The sequence below is a fragment of the Pseudomonas sp. LBUM1655 genome, from assembly GCF_059716085.1.
Map to the genome: position 1 here is coordinate 64,934 of NZ_CP166801.1, position 18,695 is coordinate 83,628.

At 60.5% G+C, this 18,695-nt stretch carries 19 protein-coding genes; 10 read left to right on the forward strand and 9 right to left on the reverse strand.

The features are described from left to right. Positions 1-2: 2 nt before the first annotated feature. Positions 3-275 carry a c-type cytochrome gene (locus tag ACA074_RS00295; protein WP_497678222.1) on the reverse strand — a complete coding sequence of 91 codons (273 nt, stop codon included), beginning with the start codon at positions 273-275 and terminating at the stop codon, positions 3-5. Positions 276-492: 217 nt separating this feature from the next. Here ACA074_RS00295 and yihA point away from each other — a divergent pair, with 217 nt between their 5' ends. Next, a complete protein-coding gene (gene yihA, locus ACA074_RS00300) occupies positions 493-1,149 on the forward strand; it encodes a ribosome biogenesis GTP-binding protein YihA/YsxC (protein WP_401268283.1) in 657 nt (218 codons plus the stop codon). Positions 1,150-1,432: 283 nt separating this feature from the next. Here yihA and polA read toward each other — a convergent pair whose 3' ends face one another. Beyond that, positions 1,433-4,237 (reverse strand): DNA polymerase I, encoded by a 2,805-nt coding sequence (gene polA, locus ACA074_RS00305; protein ID WP_497615801.1) that lies wholly within the window; start codon positions 4,235-4,237, stop codon positions 1,433-1,435. Positions 4,238-4,311: 74 nt separating this feature from the next. On the opposite strand from polA, the gene ACA074_RS00310 reads away from it, so the two are divergent. After that, complete coding sequence (locus tag ACA074_RS00310) at positions 4,312-4,602, forward strand: DUF2782 domain-containing protein (RefSeq protein WP_187677293.1); 291 nt, start codon at positions 4,312-4,314, stop codon at positions 4,600-4,602. A 60-nt stretch (positions 4,603-4,662) separates the two neighbouring features. Further along, on the forward strand, positions 4,663-5,616 hold the full coding sequence (locus tag ACA074_RS00315) for a homoserine kinase (protein ID WP_401268287.1): 954 nt from the start codon (positions 4,663-4,665) through the stop codon (positions 5,614-5,616). A gap of 83 nt (positions 5,617-5,699) precedes the next feature. Here ACA074_RS00315 and ACA074_RS00320 read toward each other — a convergent pair whose 3' ends face one another. Beyond that, positions 5,700-6,620, reverse strand: coding sequence for a zinc ABC transporter substrate-binding protein (locus ACA074_RS00320; protein ID WP_497678223.1), 921 nt, complete (start codon positions 6,618-6,620; stop codon positions 5,700-5,702). Between the two features lie 66 nt (positions 6,621-6,686). Here ACA074_RS00320 and ACA074_RS00325 point away from each other — a divergent pair, with 66 nt between their 5' ends. The 4 genes from ACA074_RS00325 to ACA074_RS00340 are packed head-to-tail and all read left to right on the forward strand — an operon-like array spanning position 6,687 to position 9,486. After that, positions 6,687-7,169 (forward strand): Fur family transcriptional regulator, encoded by a 483-nt coding sequence (locus ACA074_RS00325; RefSeq protein ID WP_007911760.1) that lies wholly within the window; start codon positions 6,687-6,689, stop codon positions 7,167-7,169. After that, positions 7,169-7,954, forward strand: coding sequence for a zinc ABC transporter ATP-binding protein ZnuC (gene znuC, locus ACA074_RS00330; protein ID WP_497678224.1), 786 nt, complete (start codon positions 7,169-7,171; stop codon positions 7,952-7,954). Before ACA074_RS00325 ends, znuC begins: the two co-directional genes overlap by 1 nt. Beyond that, complete coding sequence (gene znuB, locus ACA074_RS00335; RefSeq protein WP_497678225.1) at positions 7,947-8,735, forward strand: zinc ABC transporter permease subunit ZnuB; 789 nt, start codon at positions 7,947-7,949, stop codon at positions 8,733-8,735. Before znuC ends, znuB begins: the two co-directional genes overlap by 8 nt. A gap of 37 nt (positions 8,736-8,772) precedes the next feature. Beyond that, positions 8,773-9,486, forward strand: a complete 714-nt coding sequence (locus tag ACA074_RS00340) for a PA5502 family lipoprotein (protein WP_187677297.1) — start codon at positions 8,773-8,775, stop codon at positions 9,484-9,486. 75 nt (positions 9,487-9,561) lie between these two features. Here the strand turns inward: ACA074_RS00340 and katE are convergent, their stop codons facing one another. Further along, on the reverse strand, positions 9,562-11,703 hold the full coding sequence (gene katE / locus ACA074_RS00345) for a catalase HPII (RefSeq protein ID WP_497678226.1): 2,142 nt from the start codon (positions 11,701-11,703) through the stop codon (positions 9,562-9,564). Between the two features lie 259 nt (positions 11,704-11,962). On the opposite strand from katE, the gene ACA074_RS00350 reads away from it, so the two are divergent. The 3 genes from ACA074_RS00350 to ACA074_RS00360 all read left to right on the forward strand — a co-directional run bounded on the left by ACA074_RS00350 (position 11,963) and on the right by ACA074_RS00360 (position 14,491). Further along, on the forward strand, positions 11,963-12,970 hold the full coding sequence (locus ACA074_RS00350) for a methionine ABC transporter ATP-binding protein (RefSeq protein ID WP_497678227.1): 1,008 nt from the start codon (positions 11,963-11,965) through the stop codon (positions 12,968-12,970). Continuing rightward, a complete protein-coding gene (locus ACA074_RS00355) occupies positions 12,970-13,644 on the forward strand; it encodes a methionine ABC transporter permease (protein WP_497678228.1) in 675 nt (224 codons plus the stop codon). Before ACA074_RS00350 ends, ACA074_RS00355 begins: the two co-directional genes overlap by 1 nt. 76 nt (positions 13,645-13,720) lie before the next feature. Further along, positions 13,721-14,491: a MetQ/NlpA family ABC transporter substrate-binding protein gene (locus tag ACA074_RS00360; protein ID WP_489880131.1), complete on the forward strand. Its 771-nt coding sequence runs from the start codon at positions 13,721-13,723 to the stop codon at positions 14,489-14,491. A 242-nt stretch (positions 14,492-14,733) separates the two neighbouring features. Here the strand turns inward: ACA074_RS00360 and ACA074_RS00365 are convergent, their stop codons facing one another. Genes ACA074_RS00365 through ACA074_RS00385 form a run of 5 tightly spaced genes read right to left on the reverse strand, consistent with a single transcriptional unit; the run spans position 14,734 to position 18,642 of the window. Continuing rightward, on the reverse strand, positions 14,734-15,369 hold the full coding sequence (locus ACA074_RS00365) for an SCO family protein (RefSeq protein WP_497658409.1): 636 nt from the start codon (positions 15,367-15,369) through the stop codon (positions 14,734-14,736). Next, positions 15,366-16,265 (reverse strand): heme o synthase, encoded by a 900-nt coding sequence (cyoE, locus tag ACA074_RS00370; protein ID WP_497678229.1) that lies wholly within the window; start codon positions 16,263-16,265, stop codon positions 15,366-15,368. Before cyoE ends, ACA074_RS00365 begins: the two co-directional genes overlap by 4 nt. Next, positions 16,253-17,332, reverse strand: coding sequence for a COX15/CtaA family protein (locus ACA074_RS00375; protein ID WP_401268306.1), 1,080 nt, complete (start codon positions 17,330-17,332; stop codon positions 16,253-16,255). The genes cyoE and ACA074_RS00375 overlap by 13 nt, the downstream gene beginning before the upstream one ends. Before the next feature lie 10 nt (positions 17,333-17,342). Next, positions 17,343-17,936 carry a PA_0111/PP_0108 family redox-active disulfide protein gene (locus ACA074_RS00380; RefSeq protein WP_401268309.1) on the reverse strand — a complete coding sequence of 198 codons (594 nt, stop codon included), beginning with the start codon at positions 17,934-17,936 and terminating at the stop codon, positions 17,343-17,345. Next, positions 17,902-18,642, reverse strand: a complete 741-nt coding sequence (locus ACA074_RS00385) for an SURF1 family protein (protein WP_497678230.1) — start codon at positions 18,640-18,642, stop codon at positions 17,902-17,904. The genes ACA074_RS00380 and ACA074_RS00385 overlap by 35 nt, the downstream gene beginning before the upstream one ends. Between the last annotated feature and the right edge of the window lie 53 nt (positions 18,643-18,695).

An 18,695-nucleotide genomic window follows, 5' to 3' on the forward strand; every position in this document is an offset into this window, starting at 1 on the left:
AGTTATGGACCGGGCTTACTCGCGCTCATCCAAAGGATGATGGCCTGGTAATCCTCGGCACTGCAGTCCATGCACAAACCACGCGGCGGCATCGCCTTGAAACCCTGGGTCACGTGTCGTACCAGCGTCCCCATACCCTTCGCCAACCTCGGCGTCCAGGCTGCCTCATCGCCTCTTTCGGGCGCCATGGGCAGTTGGCCGGAATGACAGGCACTACAAACACGGTTGTACATGGCTTCCGGATCCTGTGTAGCCTGTGCGCTGTAAAGCGGCATCAAGACTCCGGTAGCCAGCAGCCATTGAAACGACCTTTTCAGGGTTGAGAGCGTTTTGCGTTCTAATGCGCAATCAAGGTCTGTCGCTCTCGTGTACTTCATCCTTCGCTGGGACAAAGCACACACAAAATCTGCGGCATTATATACTGGCGTCACTGAAACGGAAGCGACACCGCGTTCCGCGCCCATTCCCGGCGCCGCCCACATCGGAAATCCCATGCAGCTCAAAAATCCCATCCTCGGCCTGTGCCAACAGTCCACGTTTATGCTCAGTGCGGCCAAAGTCGATCAGTGTCCCGACGACGAAGGCTTTGAAGTGGCCTTCGCCGGTCGTTCCAACGCCGGCAAATCCAGCGCCCTGAACACCCTGACTCACGCCAGCCTGGCGCGGACCTCGAAAACCCCGGGTCGCACACAGCTGTTGAACTTCTTCAAGCTAGACGATGATCGTCGTCTGGTCGACCTGCCGGGCTACGGTTATGCAAAAGTACCGATCCCGCTGAAGATGCACTGGCAGCGTCACCTTGAGGCTTACCTCGGTGGCCGCGAGAGTTTGAAGGGGTTGATTCTGATGATGGACATCCGTCATCCAATGACCGACTTCGACCTGCTGATGCTCGACTGGGCCGTTGCGGCCGGCATGCCGATGCACATCCTGCTGACCAAAGCGGACAAGCTGACTTATGGCGCAGCCAAGAACACGCTGCTCAAAGTGCAGTCGGAAATTCGCAAGGGGTGGGGTGATCTGGTGACGATCCAGCTGTTCTCCGCGCCGAAACGCATGGGGCTGGAAGACGCCTACACTGTATTGGCAGGCTGGATGGAACTGGCTGACAAGGGCTCAGAATTGCCTGGAGAGCTGCCTGCTGAGTAAATCGCAGGCAAAAAAAGCCCCGGACTTCATATGGGGAGGGAGAAGTTCCGGGGTTCAAGTTCCGAACCGCTAGGGCGGGGTTCAGATATCTGCCAACACTTAACACAACATAGGAGCATCGAAGGGCTTCACCAGCCATTCAGTAACTCTGAGTAGTGGTCTGCAAGATTAGTTCAGATTTTTTTCAAAAAGCTTTGGAATAACCCCAAGAGCTTTTCTGACTAAGCGCTTTTCGAGGTTTTTGCCGCGACGCCACGCCGCGGCAAAACCGCCTTCAAATGGCTCAGTGAGCCTCATCCCAGTTGTTGCCCACGCCGACTTCCACCAGCAGCGGCACATCCAGCTTGGCTGCTTCGCTCATGTGCTGACGAATCTCGACGCTGACCTGCTCGACCAGATCCTCGCGAACCTCCAGCACCAGTTCATCGTGCACCTGCAGGATGACTTTGGCGTCCAGCCCGGACGTCGCCAGCCAGTTATCCACCGCCACCATGGCTTTCTTGATGATGTCTGCTGCGGTGCCCTGCATCGGCGCGTTGATCGCCGTGCGTTCGGCGGCGGCGCGTTCCTGCGGCTTGTTGGAGTTGATCTCCGGCAGGTACAGGCGACGACCGAAGAACGTTTCTACGTAGCCCTGATCCGCCGCCTGGGCGCGGGTGCGATCCATGTACTCGCGCACGCCCGGGTAACGAGCGAAGTAGGTATCGATGTAGGCCTTGGCCGTTTTGGTGTCGACGCCGATGTCCTTGCCGAGCTTCTGCGCGCCCATGCCATAGATCAGGCCGAAGTTGATCGCCTTGGCGCCACGGCGCTGGTCGGAGGTCACCTCGTTGAGTTCGACCTTGAACACTTCAGCGGCGGTCGCGGTGTGTACATCCAGATTGTTGCGGAAGGCATTCATCAGGCCTTCGTCCTTGGACAGGTGCGCCATGATCCGCAGTTCGATCTGCGAATAGTCCGCCGCCAGCAGTTTGTAACCCTTTGGCGCGACGAAGGCCTGACGGATGCGCCGACCTTCAGCGGTACGCACCGGAATGTTCTGCAGGTTTGGATCGCTGGAGGACAAGCGACCAGTCGATGCCACGGCCTGATGGTACGAGGTGTGAATGCGCCCGGTACGCGGGTTGATCTGCTCCGGCAGGCGATCGGTGTAAGTGCTTTTCAGCTTGCTCATCGACCGGTGCTCCATCAGCACTTTCGGCAAGCGATGATCGTCTTCGGCCAGTTTCGCCAGCACTTCTTCGGCGGTGGACGGCTGGCCCTTGGCAGTTTTTTTCAAAACCGGCAGGCCGAGTTTCTCGTAGAGAATCACGCCCAGTTGCTTGGGCGAGCCAAGGTTGAATTCTTCGCCGGCGATCTCGAACGCTTCGCGCTCCAGTGCCACCATCTTGTTGCCCAGTTCGATGCTCTGGATGCCCAGCAGCTCGGCGTCGACGAACGCGCCCTGACGCTCTATCCGCGCCAGCACTGGCACCAGCGGGATTTCGATGTCGGTGAGCACGCTGGCCAGGCTCGGGATCGCGCTGAGTTTTTCGAACAGGGTTTGATGCAGACGCAAAGTGATGTCGGCATCTTCAGCGGCATATGGCCCGGCCTGTTCCAGAGCGATCTGGTCGAAAGTCAGCTGCTTGGCGCCTTTGCCGGCAATGTCCTGGAAACTCACGGTGGTGTGATCCAGGTACTTCTGCGCGAGGCTGTCCATGTCGTGGCGGGTGGCGGTGGAGTTGAGCACGTAGGACTCAAGCATGGTGTCGAAAGCGATGCCGCGCACGGTGATGCCTTCGTTCTGATCGCCGCCGATGGCGCAGTTGGCCAGAATGTTCATGTCGAACTTGGCGTGCTGGCCGACCTTGAGCTTGGTCGGGTCTTCCAGAATCGGCTTGAGCGCGCGCAGCACGGTGTCGCGATCCAGTTGCTCCGGCACGCCGATGTAGGAGTGAGTCAGCGGAATGTAGGCTGCTTCGTTGGCCTGCACGGCGAACGACAGACCGACCAGTTGCGCCTGCTGCGCGTCGATGCCGGTGGTTTCGGTGTCGAAGGCGAACAACTTGGCGTTCTTGAGCTTTTCCAGCCAGACGTCGAAGCGGGCCTGATCGAGGATGGTTTCATAGGCGGCTTCAGCGGGGGCGGCTGGCGCTTCGGCTTCTGGCGCGCTGAACAGGTCGCCTGCTGGTGCAGGCGCGGCGGCAGCGCTCAGTTCCAGGCGCTTGGCATCGCGATCCAGATCATTGATCCAGCTTTTGAATTCCAGCAGGGTGTACAACTCGTAGAGCTTGGCCGGGTCTTCCGCGCCCATTTGCAGATCGTCGAGTTCTACGTCGAGCGGCACGTCGACCTTGATGGTCGCCAATTGGTAGGAGAGGAACGCCATCTCCTTGTGCTCTTCGAGCTTGGCCGGCAGGGTCTTGGCGCCGCGAATCGGCAGGGTCGGGACGATGTCGAGATTCGCGTACAGCTCGGTCAGGCCGCCGTTGACGCCGACCAACAGGCCGGACGCGGTCTTCGGGCCGATGCCGGGAACGCCCGGGATGTTGTCGGAAGAGTCGCCCATCAGGGCCAGATAATCGATGATCTGCTCGGGTGCGACGCCGAATTTCTCCTTCACGCCCTCCACGTCCATCGAGCTACCGGACATGGTGTTGACCAAGGTAATGTGGCCGTCGACCAGTTGCGCCATGTCCTTGTCGCCGGTGGAGATGATCACCGGGCGATCAGCCGCCGCGCTGCTGCGCGCCAGTGTGCCGATCACATCGTCGGCCTCGACGCCTTCCACGCACAGCAGCGGGAAGCCGAGGGCGATCACGCTCTGGTGCAGCGGCTCGATCTGCACGCGCATGTCGTCGGGCATGCTGGGGCGGTTGGCCTTGTATTCGGCGTACATCTCATCGCGAAATGTCCCGCCCTTGGCGTCGAAAACCACGGCGAACGGGCTGTCCGGGTACTGCTTGCGCAGACTCTTGAGCATGTTCAGCACGCCCTTGACCGCGCCGGTCGGCAGGCCTTTGGAGGTGGTCAAAGGAGGCAGGGCGTGGAAAGCGCGGTACAGGTAAGACGAACCGTCCACCAGGACGAGGGGGGCTTGGCTCATGAGCAGAATCAACCTTTTCGGCGGGCCCGGCGCTAGAATAGCGGGACCGTTGACGACAAAGGGACAAGGTTATCATGCGTACGTTAAATCGCTTGCTGCTGGTCAGTTTGATTGCTGCCTCACCATTGGCCGCGATGGCGGCGGATGATGCGCCAACGGGGGATCCGGAAGTCACCATTCGCACGGAAGGCGACAAGACGATTCAGGAGTACCGGCAAAACGGTTTCCTGTATGCGATCAAGGTCACGGTAAAGGGCGCGCCGCCTTATTTTCTGGTGCGTGCCGACGGGACGGATGCCAATTTCATCCGTTCGGATCAGCCAGATATGCTGATTCCGTCGTGGAAGATTTTCGAATGGAAGTAGTCTCTTAATTTTAATCGGCGCCGCTTTTATAGCGGCGCCCGAACTGAGCAGTTTTTAACCATGTCTGTGTTCACTCCCCTGGCTCGGCCCGAGCTGGAAACCTTTCTCGCCCCTTATGGGCTTGGCCGTCTGCTTGATTTCCAGGGGATCGCCGCCGGCAGCGAAAACACCAATTTCTTTATCAGTCTGGAGCAGGGCGAGTTTGTCCTGACCCTGGTCGAACGCGGCCCGGTGCAGGAAATGCCGTTCTTCATCGATCTGCTCGACGTCTTGCACGAGGCTGATCTGCCGGTGCCCTACGCGCTTCGCACCACCGACGGCGTGGCGTTGCGTGAACTGAAAGGCAAACCGGCGCTGCTGCAGCCGCGTCTGGCCGGCAAGCACATCAAGGTCGCTAACGCCCAGCATTGCGCGCAGGTTGGCGAGTTGCAGGCGCATTTGCATCTGGCGACCCAGGGCGAGCACATGATCAAGCGCAAGACCGATCGTGGCCTGGACTGGATGCTGGAGGAGGGCACGGAGTTTCTCTCGCACCTGAGCGATGAGCCGCGCGGGTTGCTGCAAAAAGCGCTGGATGAAATCACCCGGCAGAAAGAGAAAATTCTCGCGCTGCCACGGGCCAACATCCACGCCGACCTGTTCCGCGACAACGCGATGTTCGAAGGTACGCACCTGACCGGGCTGATCGACTTCTACAACGCCTGCTCGGGGCCGATGCTGTATGACGTGGCGATTGCCTTGAACGACTGGTGCTCGGACGATGACGGCTTGATCGACGGCCCGCGTGCCCGGGCATTCCTCGGTGCCTATGCGGCGCTGCGTCCGTTCACGGCGGTAGAAGCAGAGTTGTGGCCGACCATGCTGCGCGTGGCTTGTGTGCGGTTCTGGCTGTCGCGGTTGATCGCGGCTGAGCAGTTTGCCGGGCAGGACGTGCTGATTCACGAACCGAAGGAGTTTGAGCAGCGGTTGGCGCAGCGGCAGAGCGTTAGCATCCATCTACCGTTCGCCCTTTAAGAGCAAAAGATCGCAGCCTTCGGCAGCTCCTACACAGTGATCCCCCGTAGGAGCTGCCGAAGGCTGCGATCTTTTTTTGGGGGCTACAACGACTCCAGGCACCCCGCCAGATCGTTACCCAGCTTTTCCAGCACTTGTTCATAACCCTGAGCGGTCGCCGGGGTGTAGCCGCCCAGCGCATCCAGCTCTGCCAATTTCACTGGCAACCCGGCCACCAGGGTTTCCGCCAGACGCGGGCGCAGCGGCGGTTCGCTGAACACGCAGGTCTTGCCCACTTCCTGCAAACGCTTACGCATCGCCGCCACATGCTGCGCGCCCGGTTGCACTTCTGCGGCCACGCTGAACACTCCGGTGTGGTTCAGGCCGTAAGCCTCTTCGAAGTAATCGAAAGCCTCGTGAAACACGAAGTACGGTTTGCCTTCGACACTGGTCAGTCGTTTCTTCAGGCGCAGATCCAACGCATCCAGGCGTTCGTCGAAAGCCTTGGCGTTGCTCTGGTAGCGCTCGGCATTCGCTGGGTCGGCGGCGCTCAGGTCAGCGGCCATTTTGTCGGCAATTACCCGCGCGTTGACCGGCGATAGCCACAGATGTGCGTCCAGCGTGCCCGGACGGTGATCGTGGTCATGATCGTCGGTCTCTTCCGCATGGGAATGGCTGTCTTCTGCGAAGTGGCGCAACTTCAGGCCCGGCAGATCCTGCACGGCGACGCTCGGCAGCGTACGACCCTTCAGCACGCGCGGCAGGAAACCTTCCATGTCCGGACCGATCCAGTAGAGCAGATCAACCGATTGCACCTTCCGTACGTCGGATGGGCGCAGCGCGTAGTTATGCGGTGAGGCACCCGGCGGCAGCAGCACTTCGGGAATCGCTACGCCGTCCTGCACGGCAGCAGCAATAAGCTGTAGCGGTTTGATGCTGGTGAGGACTTTGACCTCGGCCTGGACTGAACCGATCAGCAGAAAACTGGCGACAAAAGCCACAAAAACAGAAAAAAGTCGGGACACGATGACCACTCAAGGAGGCGAGAACGGGTAACATAATAACGTCTCTATCAAAACTCGTCGCCGCCCATGCCTATTACACCGATTGCCAGCCGTCCCCACGACCACTCTCATTGCGTACACAGCGCTTTGTCCGAGGCCGATACCTTGTGCGCCCAGAAAGGTTTGCGCCTGACCGCGTTGCGCCGCCGGGTGCTGGAACTGGTGTGGCAGAGCCACAAGCCGCTGGGTGCCTACGACATCCTCGCCGTACTCAGCGAGCAGGACGGTCGCCGCGCCGCGCCGCCTACCGTGTACCGCGCGCTGGATTTCCTCCTGGAAAACGGCCTGGTGCATCGCATCTCCTCGCTCAACGCCTTCGTCGGCTGTGTTCATCCGGAACACGCACATCAAGGCCAGTTCCTGATCTGCCGCGATTGCCATGCTGCCATTGAGCTTGAACAAAAAGTGATCAGTGACGCGATCATCAACAGCGCCAAAGACGTGGGTTTCATCGTTGAGGCGCAGACCGTCGAAGTGGTCGGCCTCTGCTCTGGTTGCCAGGGGGCTTGATGAGCAACGCGCTGATCCGTCTGGAGCAGGTCGCCGTCACGTTTGCCGGACAGACCGTGCTGGACAACATCGAGCTGAGCGTCGAGCCGGGGCAGATCGTCACCCTGATCGGCCCCAACGGCGCGGGCAAGACCACGCTGGTGCGCGCCGTACTTGGGCTGTTGAAACCGGACAGCGGCAGCGTCTGGCGCAAACCGAAACTGCGCGTCGGCTACATGCCGCAAAAACTTCATGTTGATCCGACCTTGCCGCTCTCGGTGCTGCGCTTTCTGCGGCTGGTGCCGGGCGTTGATCGTCCGCGTGCCTTGGCTGCGCTAAGGGAAGTCGGTGCCGAGCACGTCATCGACAGCCCGGTGCAGAGCGTTTCCGGTGGGGAAATGCAGCGCGTGCTGCTGGCCCGGGCGCTGCTGCGCGAACCGGAATTGCTGGTGCTCGATGAGCCGGTACAGGGTGTCGACGTGGCCGGCCAAGCCGAGTTGTACAGCCTGATCACCCGTCTGCGCGACCGCCACGGTTGCGGCGTGTTGATGGTCTCTCACGATCTGCATCTGGTGATGAGCACTACCGATCAGGTGGTCTGTCTCAATCGCCACGTTTGCTGCTCCGGGCATCCCGAGCAAGTCAGCGGAGACCCGGCGTTCGTCGAACTGTTCGGCAAGAACGCCCAGAGTCTGGCGATTTATCACCACCATCATGACCACGCCCACGACCTGCACGGTTCGGTGGTCAAAGGCCCTGTTGCGGGCCAACACCATGTTCATGGAGACAACTGCAAGCATGGCTGATTTTCTGTTGTATGCCCTGCTTGCAGGTTTGGCGCTGGCGGTGGTTGCAGGGCCGCTCGGCTCGTTTGTGGTCTGGCGGCGCATGGCCTATTTCGGCGATACCTTGTCTCACGCCGCATTGCTCGGTGTGGCGCTGGGTTTTCTGCTGGATGTCAGTCCTACGGTCGCGGTCACGGTCGGCTGTCTGCTGCTGGCGGTGCTGCTGGTGACCTTGCAACAGCGTCAGCCGCTAGCGTCTGACACGCTTTTGGGAATTCTCGCACCGAGCACCCTCTCTCTCGGACTTGTAGTACTAAGCTTCATGCATGAAGTGCGGATAGACCTGATGGCCTATCTGTTCGGCGACCTGCTGGCGATCAGCCCGACTGATCTGGCGTGGATCCTCGGCGGCAGCTCGGCGGTGCTGGTGTTGCTGGTGACGCTGTGGCGGCCATTGCTGGCGATCACCGTGCATGAAGAGCTGGCCAAGGTCGAAGGCCTGCCGGTCGCCGGTCTGCGCATGGCGCTGATGCTGTTGATTGCAGTGGTGATCGCCGTGGCGATGAAAATCGTCGGTGTGTTGCTGATTACGTCGCTGTTGATCATCCCGGCGGCTGCGGCACAGCGTCACGCCCGGTCGCCGGAGCAGATGGCACTGGGCGCGAGCCTGCTGGGCATGCTCGCCGTGTGTGGCGGACTGGCGTTGTCGTGGTTCAAGGACACCCCGGCCGGGCCGTCAATCGTTGTGACGGCGGCCGCACTGTTTCTGCTGAGTTTTGTTCTGCCCCGTCGAGGGGTGTAGACTTGCTCGCTTTTTGCGCAATTAGAGAGTCGCAGGAATGAAGCCGTTCGCCTCCCGTTATCTGCTCCTTGTCGCATTTTCAGTGCTGCTGGGCGCCTGCCAAAGCACGCCGCCGGTGGCCGAAGTCCCCGATGCGCGGGCTACGGCCATCGCACAGCTGGAGCAAAGCCTGGCCAGCAGCGAACTGGCCACGGCCGAAGATCAATTGGCCGCCTTGCAGGCCGAAACCCCCAACGATCAATCCCTTGAGCAATATCAGCGGCAATTGGCTGAGGCGTATTTGCGCCGCAGCCAGATCGTCCTGCAGAAGGGTGATGTAAACGCTGCTGCCACCGCGTTGAGCCGTGCGCGCGTGTTGATGCCAAAGGCCCCGGCGCTGACCGGTGGTGTGAATGGTGCCATTACCGAAGCGCGCAAGGCTGAGCTTGAGAAGGCCGAAGCCGCACTGCTGGCGGCAGAAGCCAAGCCAAAAGCCAAGGTGATCGATCCGACCGCCGAAAGCACCACCGTTGCGTTGAACATCACCGATAGCCATAAACTTCGTCGGCAACTGGATGCGATCGCCGCTGATGTAGTGAATTACGAGTGTGCGGTGAGCATCCAGGCACCCCGCACCGATGATTACCCATGGCTGGCCAATTTGCTGACCAAGCGGGTGAAGAAATTGAATCCGGATTTTGATCTGAAGATCGAGAAGCAGATTTTGCGCACTGTGCCGGCGCAGATGGTTTTGAGTCCGCGTAAACCCTAAAATATTCGCGAGCAGGCTCACTCCCACAGGTACAGCGTGAACTTGTGGGAGTCAGCCTGCTCGCGAAAGCGTCCTTTAGGCCGGAACGGCTTTCGCCTTAGGCTCTCGCGCCCAAACCCGATGCTGCCCGATCGCGGCAAAGAACGGCTTGGTCAGCGCCGTGACATCCTTGCCCTCCAGCAACCCGGCATCCGCCTCCAGCTTCAACACATCCAGCATTTGCTTCGCTTCACCCTGCAAGGCAATCGCCTTCAGATGCTTGTACGCCTCCAGCAGGTAATGCAACGCCACGCCGTCACCGCTCAACGCCTTGATCGACGCCGTGCCACCCGGCACGAACACCGCATCGAAGATCACCGAAGGCATGCCTTCCATCGACGCATCTACCGGCAGACTTTTGCCATCGGCGGTCTTCACTGGTGCCGACGTCGGGCCGAGCAATTTGGCGTGCGCCCCTTCAGCGGCCAAAGCTTTCTTCATCGCGTCAATCGCCGCACCATCGACGCCGTTGGCAGCAAGAATCGCGACTTTTCGCGTCTTGATGTTTTCCGGCAACAGATTGGCCTGACTCAGCGACGGCGAATGATCAAAGGACGTTTTGCGTACCTCGACCGTGCCTTTGGTGGGCGCCGGCAGGCCCAGGTTGTCCGCCACGCGTTTGGCCAGTTCCAGATCGATATTGGCCAGAATCTCGTTCACTTCCCGCGCGCGGATGAACTCTCGTTCTACCTTGCCCAGCTCAAAGCTGTAGGCGGCGATGATGTGTTCTTTCTCGTGCGCGCTCATGCTGTTGAAGAACAGCCGTGCCTGGGAGAAGTGGTCACTGAACGACTCGCTGCGCTGGCGAATCTTGGCGGCGTCGATGCGTTCCGGGTACGTCTCGAAACCGCCGTCCTGCGCGGCCGGCGGGGTTTCTTTCGGCCAGCCGCCATCAATCGAGTTCGGCTCGTAGGACGCACGGCCCTTGTTGATCACCGTACGGTGCTGAGCATCGCGCTGGCCGTTATGGAACGGCGCGACCGGGCGGTTGATTGGCAACTCATGGAAGTTCGGCCCGCCGAGTCGGCTGATTTGCGTATCGGTGTAGGAAAACAGTCGACCTTGCAGCAATGGGTCATTGGAGAAGTCGATCCCCGGGACGATATGGCCCGGGCAGAACGCAACCTGTTCAGTCTCGGCAAAGTAATTGTCGGGATTGCGGTTCAGGGTCATTTTGCCCAGCGGCGTGATCGGCACGATTTCTTCGGGGATCAGCTTGGTCGGGTCGAGGATATCGAAATCGAAGTCGTGCTCGTTTTCTTCTTCGATGATTTGCACACCCAACTCCCATTCCGGGTAGTCGCCCATCTCGATGGCTTCCCAGAGATCGCGACGGTGGTAATCCGTGTCTTTACCAGCGAGTTTCTGTGCCTCGTCCCACACCAGCGAGCAAGTGCCGGCGGTAGGGCGCCAGTGGAATTTGACGAAGCGCGATTTACCCTCGGCGTTGACCAGGCGGAAGGTGTGCACACCGAAGCCTTGCATGCTGCGCAGGCTTTTCGGGATCGCCCGGTCGGACATCGCCCAGATGACCATATGCGCCGATTCCGGCACCAGCGAAACGAAGTCCCAGAACGTGTCGTGGGCCGATCCGCCGGTAGGGATTTCATTGTGCGGCTCGGGTTTTACCGCATGGACGAAATCGGGAAACTTGATCGCGTCCTGAATGAAGAACACTGGCATGTTGTTGCCGACCAGATCGAAGTTGCCTTCGTCGGTGAAGAACTTTACGGCGAAGCCGCGCACGTCACGCACCGTGTCGCCGGAGCCGCGTGGCCCCTGCACGGTGGAAAAACGCACGAACACCGGGGTCTTTTTCCCCGGATCCTGAAGGAATCCGGCCTTGGTCAGCGCCGCATGATTCTCGTAAGCCTGGAAGAAACCATGGGCGCCGGTGCCACGGGCGTGGACGATGCGCTCCGGGATTCGCTCATGGTCAAAGTGCGTGATCTTTTCACGCATGATGAAGTCTTCCAGCAGCGAAGGCCCGCGGGGGCCGGCCTTGAGGGTGTTCTGGTTGTCGGCGATTTTCACGCCCTGGTTGGTGCGCAGGGCCTGGCCGGTGGCGTCGGAGCGAAATTTCTCCAGACTGTCGAGTTTGCTATTGGTGTTGGCGCGATCCGGGGTGTCGGTTCCAGCCAGTTCACTTTTGCCGGAGGCAGGTTTCTTGGTACTCATCAGACGTAAACTCCTCGTTTGACCCCTTTCAACGGGGACTCTTGAGCGTTTCCGGGCACGGTTACCCAGGGTTTCAAGTCGCTTAACTAGTGACTGACGAGAAGGAACCGGCGTTCCTTTTTTATGACCTTTGATCTTGTTATTGCCAAATCGAAGGTTAATTGAGAAATAAATGCTAAGAACCTCTATACGGACAGGCTAAAATGCGCGCCCGGCTAACCGCTGATCCTTTTCTAACGCGCCCCACAAGGTTCGCTACGTGATCGAGTTTCAAAACGTCCACAAGACTTACCGCGTCGCCGGTAAGGACATCCCCGCCCTGCACCCGACCAACCTCTCGATCGAGAACGGTCAGGTTTTCGGCCTGATCGGCCATTCCGGTGCGGGAAAAAGTACCCTGCTGCGTCTGATCAATCGCCTGGAAGAATCCAGTGGCGGCAAAATCATCGTCGACGGCGAAGAAGTCACCGCGCTGGATGCCAACGGCCTGCGCCGTTTCCGCCAGCAAGTCGGGATGATCTTCCAGCACTTCAACCTGCTCGCGTCCAAGACTGTGGCTGACAACGTTGCGTTGCCGCTGACCCTGGCCGGCGAGCTGTCGAGCAGCGAAATCGACAAGCGCGTCGCCGAGTTGCTGGCGCGCGTCGGTCTGTCCGACCACGCCAAGAAATACCCGGCGCAACTGTCCGGCGGCCAGAAACAGCGCGTCGGCATCGCCCGCGCCCTGGCGACCAAGCCAAAGATTCTGCTGTGTGACGAAGCCACCAGCGCCCTCGACCCGCAGACCACCGCTTCGGTCCTGCAACTGCTGGCCGAGATCAACCGCGAGCTGAAACTGACCATCGTCCTGATCACCCACGAGATGGATGTGATCCGCCGTGTGTGCGATCAGGTGGGCGTGATGGATGCCGGCGTGATCGTCGAGCAAGGTTCGGTGGCCGATGTGTTCCTGCATCCGAAGCACCCGACCACCAAGCGTTTCGTCCAGGAAAGCGAGCAGATCGACGACAGTGAGCAGCGTGATGACTTTGCTCATGTGCCGGGGCGTATCGTGCGTCTGACCTTTCAGGGCGAAGCGACCTACGCGCCGTTGCTCGGTACCGTCGCCCGGGAAACCGGTGTCGACTACAGCATCCTTGCTGGTCGCATCGACCGCATCAAAGACATTCCGTACGGGCAATTGACCCTCGCCGTCACCGGTGGCGACATGGAAGCGGCGTTCGCCCGCTTCACCGCCGCTGACGTTCACATGGAGGTGCTCCGTTAATGGAACTGCTCAAGACGTTCTTCGAAAACATCGACTGGTTTGAAATCTGGCTGGCGACTGGCGACACCATGCTGATGCTCGGTGGCTCGCTGTTGTTCACCGTTTTGCTCGGCCTGCCGCTGGGCGTGCTGCTGTTTCTCTGCAGTCCGCGCCAGTTGCTGGAAAACCGTGCCCTCTACGCGTTCATGTCGCTGGCGGTGAACATCCTGCGGTCGCTGCCGTTCATTATTCTGTTGATCGTGATGATCCCGTTCACCGTGCTGATCACCGGCACATCGCTGGGCGTGGCCGGTGCGATTCCGCCGCTGGTGGTGGGTGCCACGCCGTTCTTCGCGCGTCTGGTCGAGACTGCGCTGCGTGAAGTCGATCGCGGCATCATCGAAGCGACCCAGTCGATGGGCGCGACCACCCGGCAAATCATCATGAAGGGGTTGCTGCCGGAAGCCCGTCCGGGCATCTTCGCGGCGATTACGGTGACGGCGATTACACTGGTGTCCTACACGGCGATGGCCGGAGTGGTCGGCGCCGGTGGTCTGGGTGACCTGGCGATCCGCTTCGGCTACCAGCGTTTCCAGACTGACGTGATGATCGTCACCGTGGTGCTGCTGTTGATTCTGGTGCAAGTGCTGCAAATGGTAGGTGACAGACTGGTCGTGCATTTCTCGCGTAAATAAACCGGTTTGATATTCAAGAATGAGCCGGCCATTCGCTGGCAGGCGCCTGACGGGCGCCCAAAAAGGAGTTAGCTGAATGAAAAAACTGATCGCTGCTTTCGCTGCTGTTGCTGCGTTTTCGGCCCACGCCGAAACCCTGACCGTTGCCGCCACCCCGGTGCCGCACGCGGAAATCCTCGAGTTCGTGAAGCCGGCACTGGCCAAAGAAGGCGTGGATCTGAAGGTCAAGGTCTTCACCGACTACATTCAGCCGAACGTACAGGTTGCCGAAAAGCGTCTGGATGCCAACTTCTTCCAGCATCAGCCGTACCTCGATGAGTTCAACAAGGCCAAGGGCACCAGCCTGGTGGCCGTGACCGGCGTGCACCTGGAGCCACTGGGCGCCTATTCCAGCAAGATCAAGGATCTGAAAGACCTGCCAAGCGGTGCCAACGTGGTGATCCCGAACGACGCCACCAACGGCGGCCGTGCGCTGTTGCTGCTGGCCAAGGCTGGCGTGATCACCCTGAAGGAGCCGAACAACATTCTGTCGACCGTCAAAGACATCGCGCAGAACCCGAAAGACCTGAAAATCCGTGAACTGGAAGCCGCGACCATCCCGCGCGTGCTGACCCAGGTCGATCTGGCGCTGATCAACACCAACTACGCGCTGGAAGCCAAGCTCGATCCGTCCAAGGATGCGCTGGTGATTGAAGGTAACGACTCGCCATACGTGAACATCCTGGTGTCCCGTGCGGACAACAAGGACAGCGACGCGATGAAGAAACTGGCCGCTGCCCTGCACAGCCCGGAAGTGAAGCAATTCATCACCGAGAAGTACAAAGGTGCGGTATTGCCGGCGTTCTGATTCTGGTTGCTTTAACGAAGAAGGGGACGCCATGTGCGTCCCCTTTTTTTGCCTGAAATACCGCTCTCGTAGCACCGCATTTGTGGCGAGGGGATTTATCCCCGATGGACGGCGCAGCCGTCCCAGTACCCCTGAATACAGTGCATCAGTTAGTGCGCGAATGCCGTGTTTGGGGCCGCTGCGCAGCCCATCGGGGATAAATCCCCTCGCCACAAAGGTTTCCCGGTGCTTGCTGTGGTGACTTACTTGCGGTTAAGCATTACCGGGAGTTGCGCCACCAGTTTGGCGTTATTCAACGGCGCCCGGATAAACCCACGCTGCGTCCCGTCCGGCCCGATCACCGCAAGATTCCCACTGTGATCAACCGTGTAATTCGGCTTGCTGGTATCCGCCGGAATAAACGGAATACTCACTGCATTGGCCACCTTCTGCAGCTCTTCAATCGAGGTCGGCGTCAGGCCGATGAACTGCGGATCGAAGTAACCCAGATACTGCTTCAACTGTTTCGGGTTGTCCCGGTTCGGGTCGACGCTGACCAGCACGATCTGCAACTTATCCGCAGCATCCTTCGGCAACTCGCTCTTGATCTGGCGCAGTTGCGCGAGTGTGGTCGGGCAGATGTCCGGGCAGAACGTGTAGCCGAAGAACAGCAGGCTCCACTTGCCTTTCAACTCGTCGATGGCGACCGGTTTGCCATCCTGATCAGTCATCTTCACGCTTGGCAGCGTGCGGCTCTGCGGCAGCAGGATGATGCCGGCGTCGATCAGCGCGGTGGGGTCGCCCTGGCCCTTGCCGCTCAGCACTTTGTTGACGGTCAGGCCGAGGATCAGCGCGATCACGGCGACGAGGATGAAGACGGTTTTCTGGGTTCGAGTCATAGGTTCAACAGTAAGTAGTGGTCTACGAGCAGGGCGATGAACAACAGGAACAAGTACCAAATAGAGTACTTGAAGGTGTTGATCGCCGCGTGCGGCCGAGTGCCACGGTACAGCACCACGGCCCATTGCAGAAACCTTGCGCCCAGAGCCAGCGCGCAAACCAGATACAGCACGCCGCTCATGTGGATCACGTACGGCAGCAGGCTCACCGCCAGCAGCGCGAAGGTGTACAGCAGAATGTGCACTTTGGTGTAGTGCTCGCCGTGGGTGACCGGCAACATCGGGATGTCGGCCTTGGCATATTCCTCCTTGCGATGGATCGCCAGCGCCCAGAAGTGCGGCGGGGTCCAGGCGAAGATGATCAGCACCAGCAGCAACGGTTCGGCGCTGACATGGCCGGTGGCGGCGGTCCAGCCGAGCAGCGGCGGCGCGGCGCCGGCAAGACCGCCGATGACGATGTTCTGCGGCGTCGCGCGTTTGAGGAAGCCGGTGTAGATCACTGCGTAGCCGAGCAGGGAGGCTAGGGTCAGCCACGCGGTCAGCGGATTGGTGAAGGTCAGCAGCAAGGCCTGACCGAGCAACGCCAGCGCGAGCGCAAAGGTCAACGCCGCAGCAGGCGAAACCCGGCCCTCTGCCAGCGGCCGCTTATGGGTGCGCGCCATGACTGCATCGATGCGCCGATCCACCACATGGTTGACCGCCGCCGCGCCACCGGCACACAGCGCGATGCCCAGATTGCCGAACACCAGCACCGTCCACGGCACCCCGGCGCGGGTCGCGAGGAACATGCCGCCCAGCGAGGTGATGAGCATCAGCACCACGACTTTCGGTTTGGTCAGCTCCAGATAGTCACGCCAGATCGCCTGAGTGGGGCGTTCGCCGATCAGAATCGCCATGGCGTTTCTCCTTTTATTGTTATGGGCGCGGCGGAGTGTTTACGCGGGCTGAAGCGCCAGCGCGCGAGTACTGGTTGTCTGACCCGGACCAGGCTGGTGCGCGCGTGATAATTGACCAGCACCAGGGTCAGCAGCAGCGCCGCGCCGCCAGCGTTGTGCGCCACGGCAACCGGCAGCGGCAGATGGAAAATCACGTTGCTGATGCCGAGAGTGATTTGTGCGCCGAGGGCAATCAGCACCAAACCGGCCAGCCGGGTCATGCCGACCACTTTCAGTTGCCAGGCCAGACCGAGCAGCACCAGCGTCACCAGCAATGCGCCGATGCGGTGGGTCAGGTGAATCGCTGTGCGGGCATCGCTGTCGAGTTGTCCGCCGAGGTAATTGGGGCCGATGTGTTGGGTCAGGTGAAAGCCGTTGGCAAAGTCGGCGGGCGGCAGCCATTGGCCGTGGCAGGTGGGGAAATCGATGCAGGCCACTGCGGCGTAGTTGGAACTGACCCAGCCACCTAGAGCGATCTGGCCGATCACCAGCAGCAGTCCTGCCGTCGCCCAGTACTGCAAGCGTTTGGGCACGGTCAGCGCCGGCAGCACGCCGGACAATCTCAATGTCAGCAGAAACAACAGGCTTAACGTCGCAAAGCCGCCAAGCAAATGCCCGGTGACCACTTGCGGCCAGAGCTTGAGCGTCACCGTCCACATGCCGAACGCCGCTTGGGCGAACACCACCGCCAGCAGAAACAGCGGCAGCTTCAATGGCTGCCCGGGATGGCGACGATTGACCCACGCGCGCCCGGCCAACACCGAAATGAGCAGGCCGAGGGCGCCGGCGAAGTAGCGGTGGATCATCTCGTTCCAGCCCTTGTGCGTCTCCACCGGCGCGTCGGGGAAATGCAGCTCGGCATGGGCCAGTTGGGCTTCGCTTTTCGGCACGCTGATAAACCCGTAGCAGCCCGGCCAGTCCGGGCAACCTAGGCCGGCGTGGGTCAGGCGGGTGTAGGCGCCGAGCAGCACCACAATCAGTGCCAGCAAGGTGGCAAACAGCGCGAGGCGAAATCCAGGTTTGGCCATGACGATGCCCTTATCCGATGTTCGACAGTTTCAGCAGGTGGCGCAGGTCGTTGAGCAGATCCTTGCCCTTCACATTCGGGTCGTAACGCAGCACGAGGTTGCCGTGGGGGTCGATGATCCACAGTTGCGGCGTGGTCTGGTCGCCCGTTGTCTTGCTGAACGTGGCGGCGTCCAGCGGATAGCGTTGCAACTGCGGATATTCGCGGGTGAGTTTGGCTTGGTAGTCGGCGCTCAAAGGTTGCGCAGCGGCGAGGGCGTGGCTGGCGCGCCCGGCTTCACGGCCGAGGCCGATCTGGATCTGCCGCGCCAGATACACCAACTGCTGGCAATCCACCGCGCAATCCTTCGGCGCGGTCACCAGCATCTGCCAGCGCTCCTCATCCGCCTGCACACCCAGCTCGGCGCGTGTCTGCCCGTTGCCGATCAGTTCGCCGTGATAACTGCGGCCTTCCGGCACCCAGAACTGCAATTTGTACATGCCGGTGGCGAGGATCATCGGGCCGACCACGCCGAGCACGATCAGCAGCAACTGAAGACGTCCGCGACGCCGACTTGCCGGGGCTTTGGCTTCAGACATGCTGGGTGGATTCATGGCCGTTCCCATGGTGTTTCTCCTTTGCGTTGTGCAAGCCTAAGTAGACGTAGAGACCGAGCAGGGCGGTGGCCATGGCGAACCACTGCACGGCGTAACCGAGGTGTTTTTCCGGCCCCATCGCCACCACCGGCCAGTCGGCCTGATAGCTCGCCGGGCCGGGTTCGGCGCGTACTTCGTAGGCGAAGCCGTCGCGCTCAAGGGATTTCCACAACTTGGCCGGATCGACGGCGGTGATGGTTTGCGGCCATGTGCTGCTGGCCGGGTCGGCGTGAAGCTGGAAGGTCGCGCCGGGGGCGACGTAGACCCAGGCATCGATATTCAGCGCCTCGGAAGGCGTGGTGAATTGCGGCGGCACGCGTCGATCCGGCCACGGCAGCCAGCCGCGATTGACCAGCAACCAAAGGCCGGTGCGTTGATCCTGAAACGGTTGCAGTAACTCGACGCCGACCTTGCCGTTGCGCTGGCTGTTGTCGAGCAGCAGGCTGTGAGCGGCGTCGAATTGGCCGGAAAGACGCACGCGGCGATAGGCCGGCTCAGCACTATTGAGCAACTCGCTGCTGGCCATTGGTTCAGCGGCGCGGCGCTCGGCGTAACTGGCGAGCAGGGCGGTTTTCTCCGCCCCCCGGCTCAACTGCCAGAAGCCCAGTGACACCAACAGCGGCAGCAACAATGCCACGACAACCGTCGGTATGACGCCCGGGCGAAAGCGCTTCATGGCATCACCATAAAGTCAGGCATCGCGATCGCTATACTCAAGTGCATCGCCTG

Bases quoted from the DNA above. Each gene is read 5' to 3' on its own strand.
- ACA074_RS00380 (WP_401268309.1), bottom strand. From the start codon at position 17,936: ATGGGAACGGCCATGAATCCACCCAGCATGTCTGAAGCCAAAGCCCCG.
- katE (WP_497678226.1), bottom strand. From the start codon at position 11,703: ATGAGTACCAAGAAACCTGCCTCCGGCAAAAGTGAACTGGCTGGAACC.
- yihA (WP_401268283.1), top strand. From the start codon at position 493: ATGCAGCTCAAAAATCCCATCCTCGGCCTGTGCCAACAGTCCACGTTT.
- ACA074_RS00385 (WP_497678230.1), bottom strand. From the start codon at position 18,642: ATGAAGCGCTTTCGCCCGGGCGTCATACCGACGGTTGTCGTGGCATTG.
- ACA074_RS00315 (WP_401268287.1), top strand. From the start codon at position 4,663: ATGTCTGTGTTCACTCCCCTGGCTCGGCCCGAGCTGGAAACCTTTCTC.
- cyoE (WP_497678229.1), bottom strand. From the start codon at position 16,265: ATGGCGATTCTGATCGGCGAACGCCCCACTCAGGCGATCTGGCGTGAC.
- ACA074_RS00375 (WP_401268306.1), bottom strand. From the start codon at position 17,332: ATGGCCAAACCTGGATTTCGCCTCGCGCTGTTTGCCACCTTGCTGGCA.
- ACA074_RS00355 (WP_497678228.1), top strand. From the start codon at position 12,970: ATGGAACTGCTCAAGACGTTCTTCGAAAACATCGACTGGTTTGAAATC.
- polA (WP_497615801.1), bottom strand. From the start codon at position 4,237: ATGAGCCAAGCCCCCCTCGTCCTGGTGGACGGTTCGTCTTACCTGTAC.
- ACA074_RS00295 (WP_497678222.1), bottom strand. From the start codon at position 275: ATGCCGCTTTACAGCGCACAGGCTACACAGGATCCGGAAGCCATGTAC.
- ACA074_RS00360 (WP_489880131.1), top strand. From the start codon at position 13,721: ATGAAAAAACTGATCGCTGCTTTCGCTGCTGTTGCTGCGTTTTCGGCC.
- ACA074_RS00365 (WP_497658409.1), bottom strand. From the start codon at position 15,369: ATGACTCGAACCCAGAAAACCGTCTTCATCCTCGTCGCCGTGATCGCG.
- ACA074_RS00340 (WP_187677297.1), top strand. From the start codon at position 8,773: ATGAAGCCGTTCGCCTCCCGTTATCTGCTCCTTGTCGCATTTTCAGTG.
- ACA074_RS00310 (WP_187677293.1), top strand. From the start codon at position 4,312: ATGCGTACGTTAAATCGCTTGCTGCTGGTCAGTTTGATTGCTGCCTCA.
- ACA074_RS00325 (WP_007911760.1), top strand. From the start codon at position 6,687: ATGCCTATTACACCGATTGCCAGCCGTCCCCACGACCACTCTCATTGC.
- znuC (WP_497678224.1), top strand. From the start codon at position 7,169: ATGAGCAACGCGCTGATCCGTCTGGAGCAGGTCGCCGTCACGTTTGCC.
- znuB (WP_497678225.1), top strand. From the start codon at position 7,947: ATGGCTGATTTTCTGTTGTATGCCCTGCTTGCAGGTTTGGCGCTGGCG.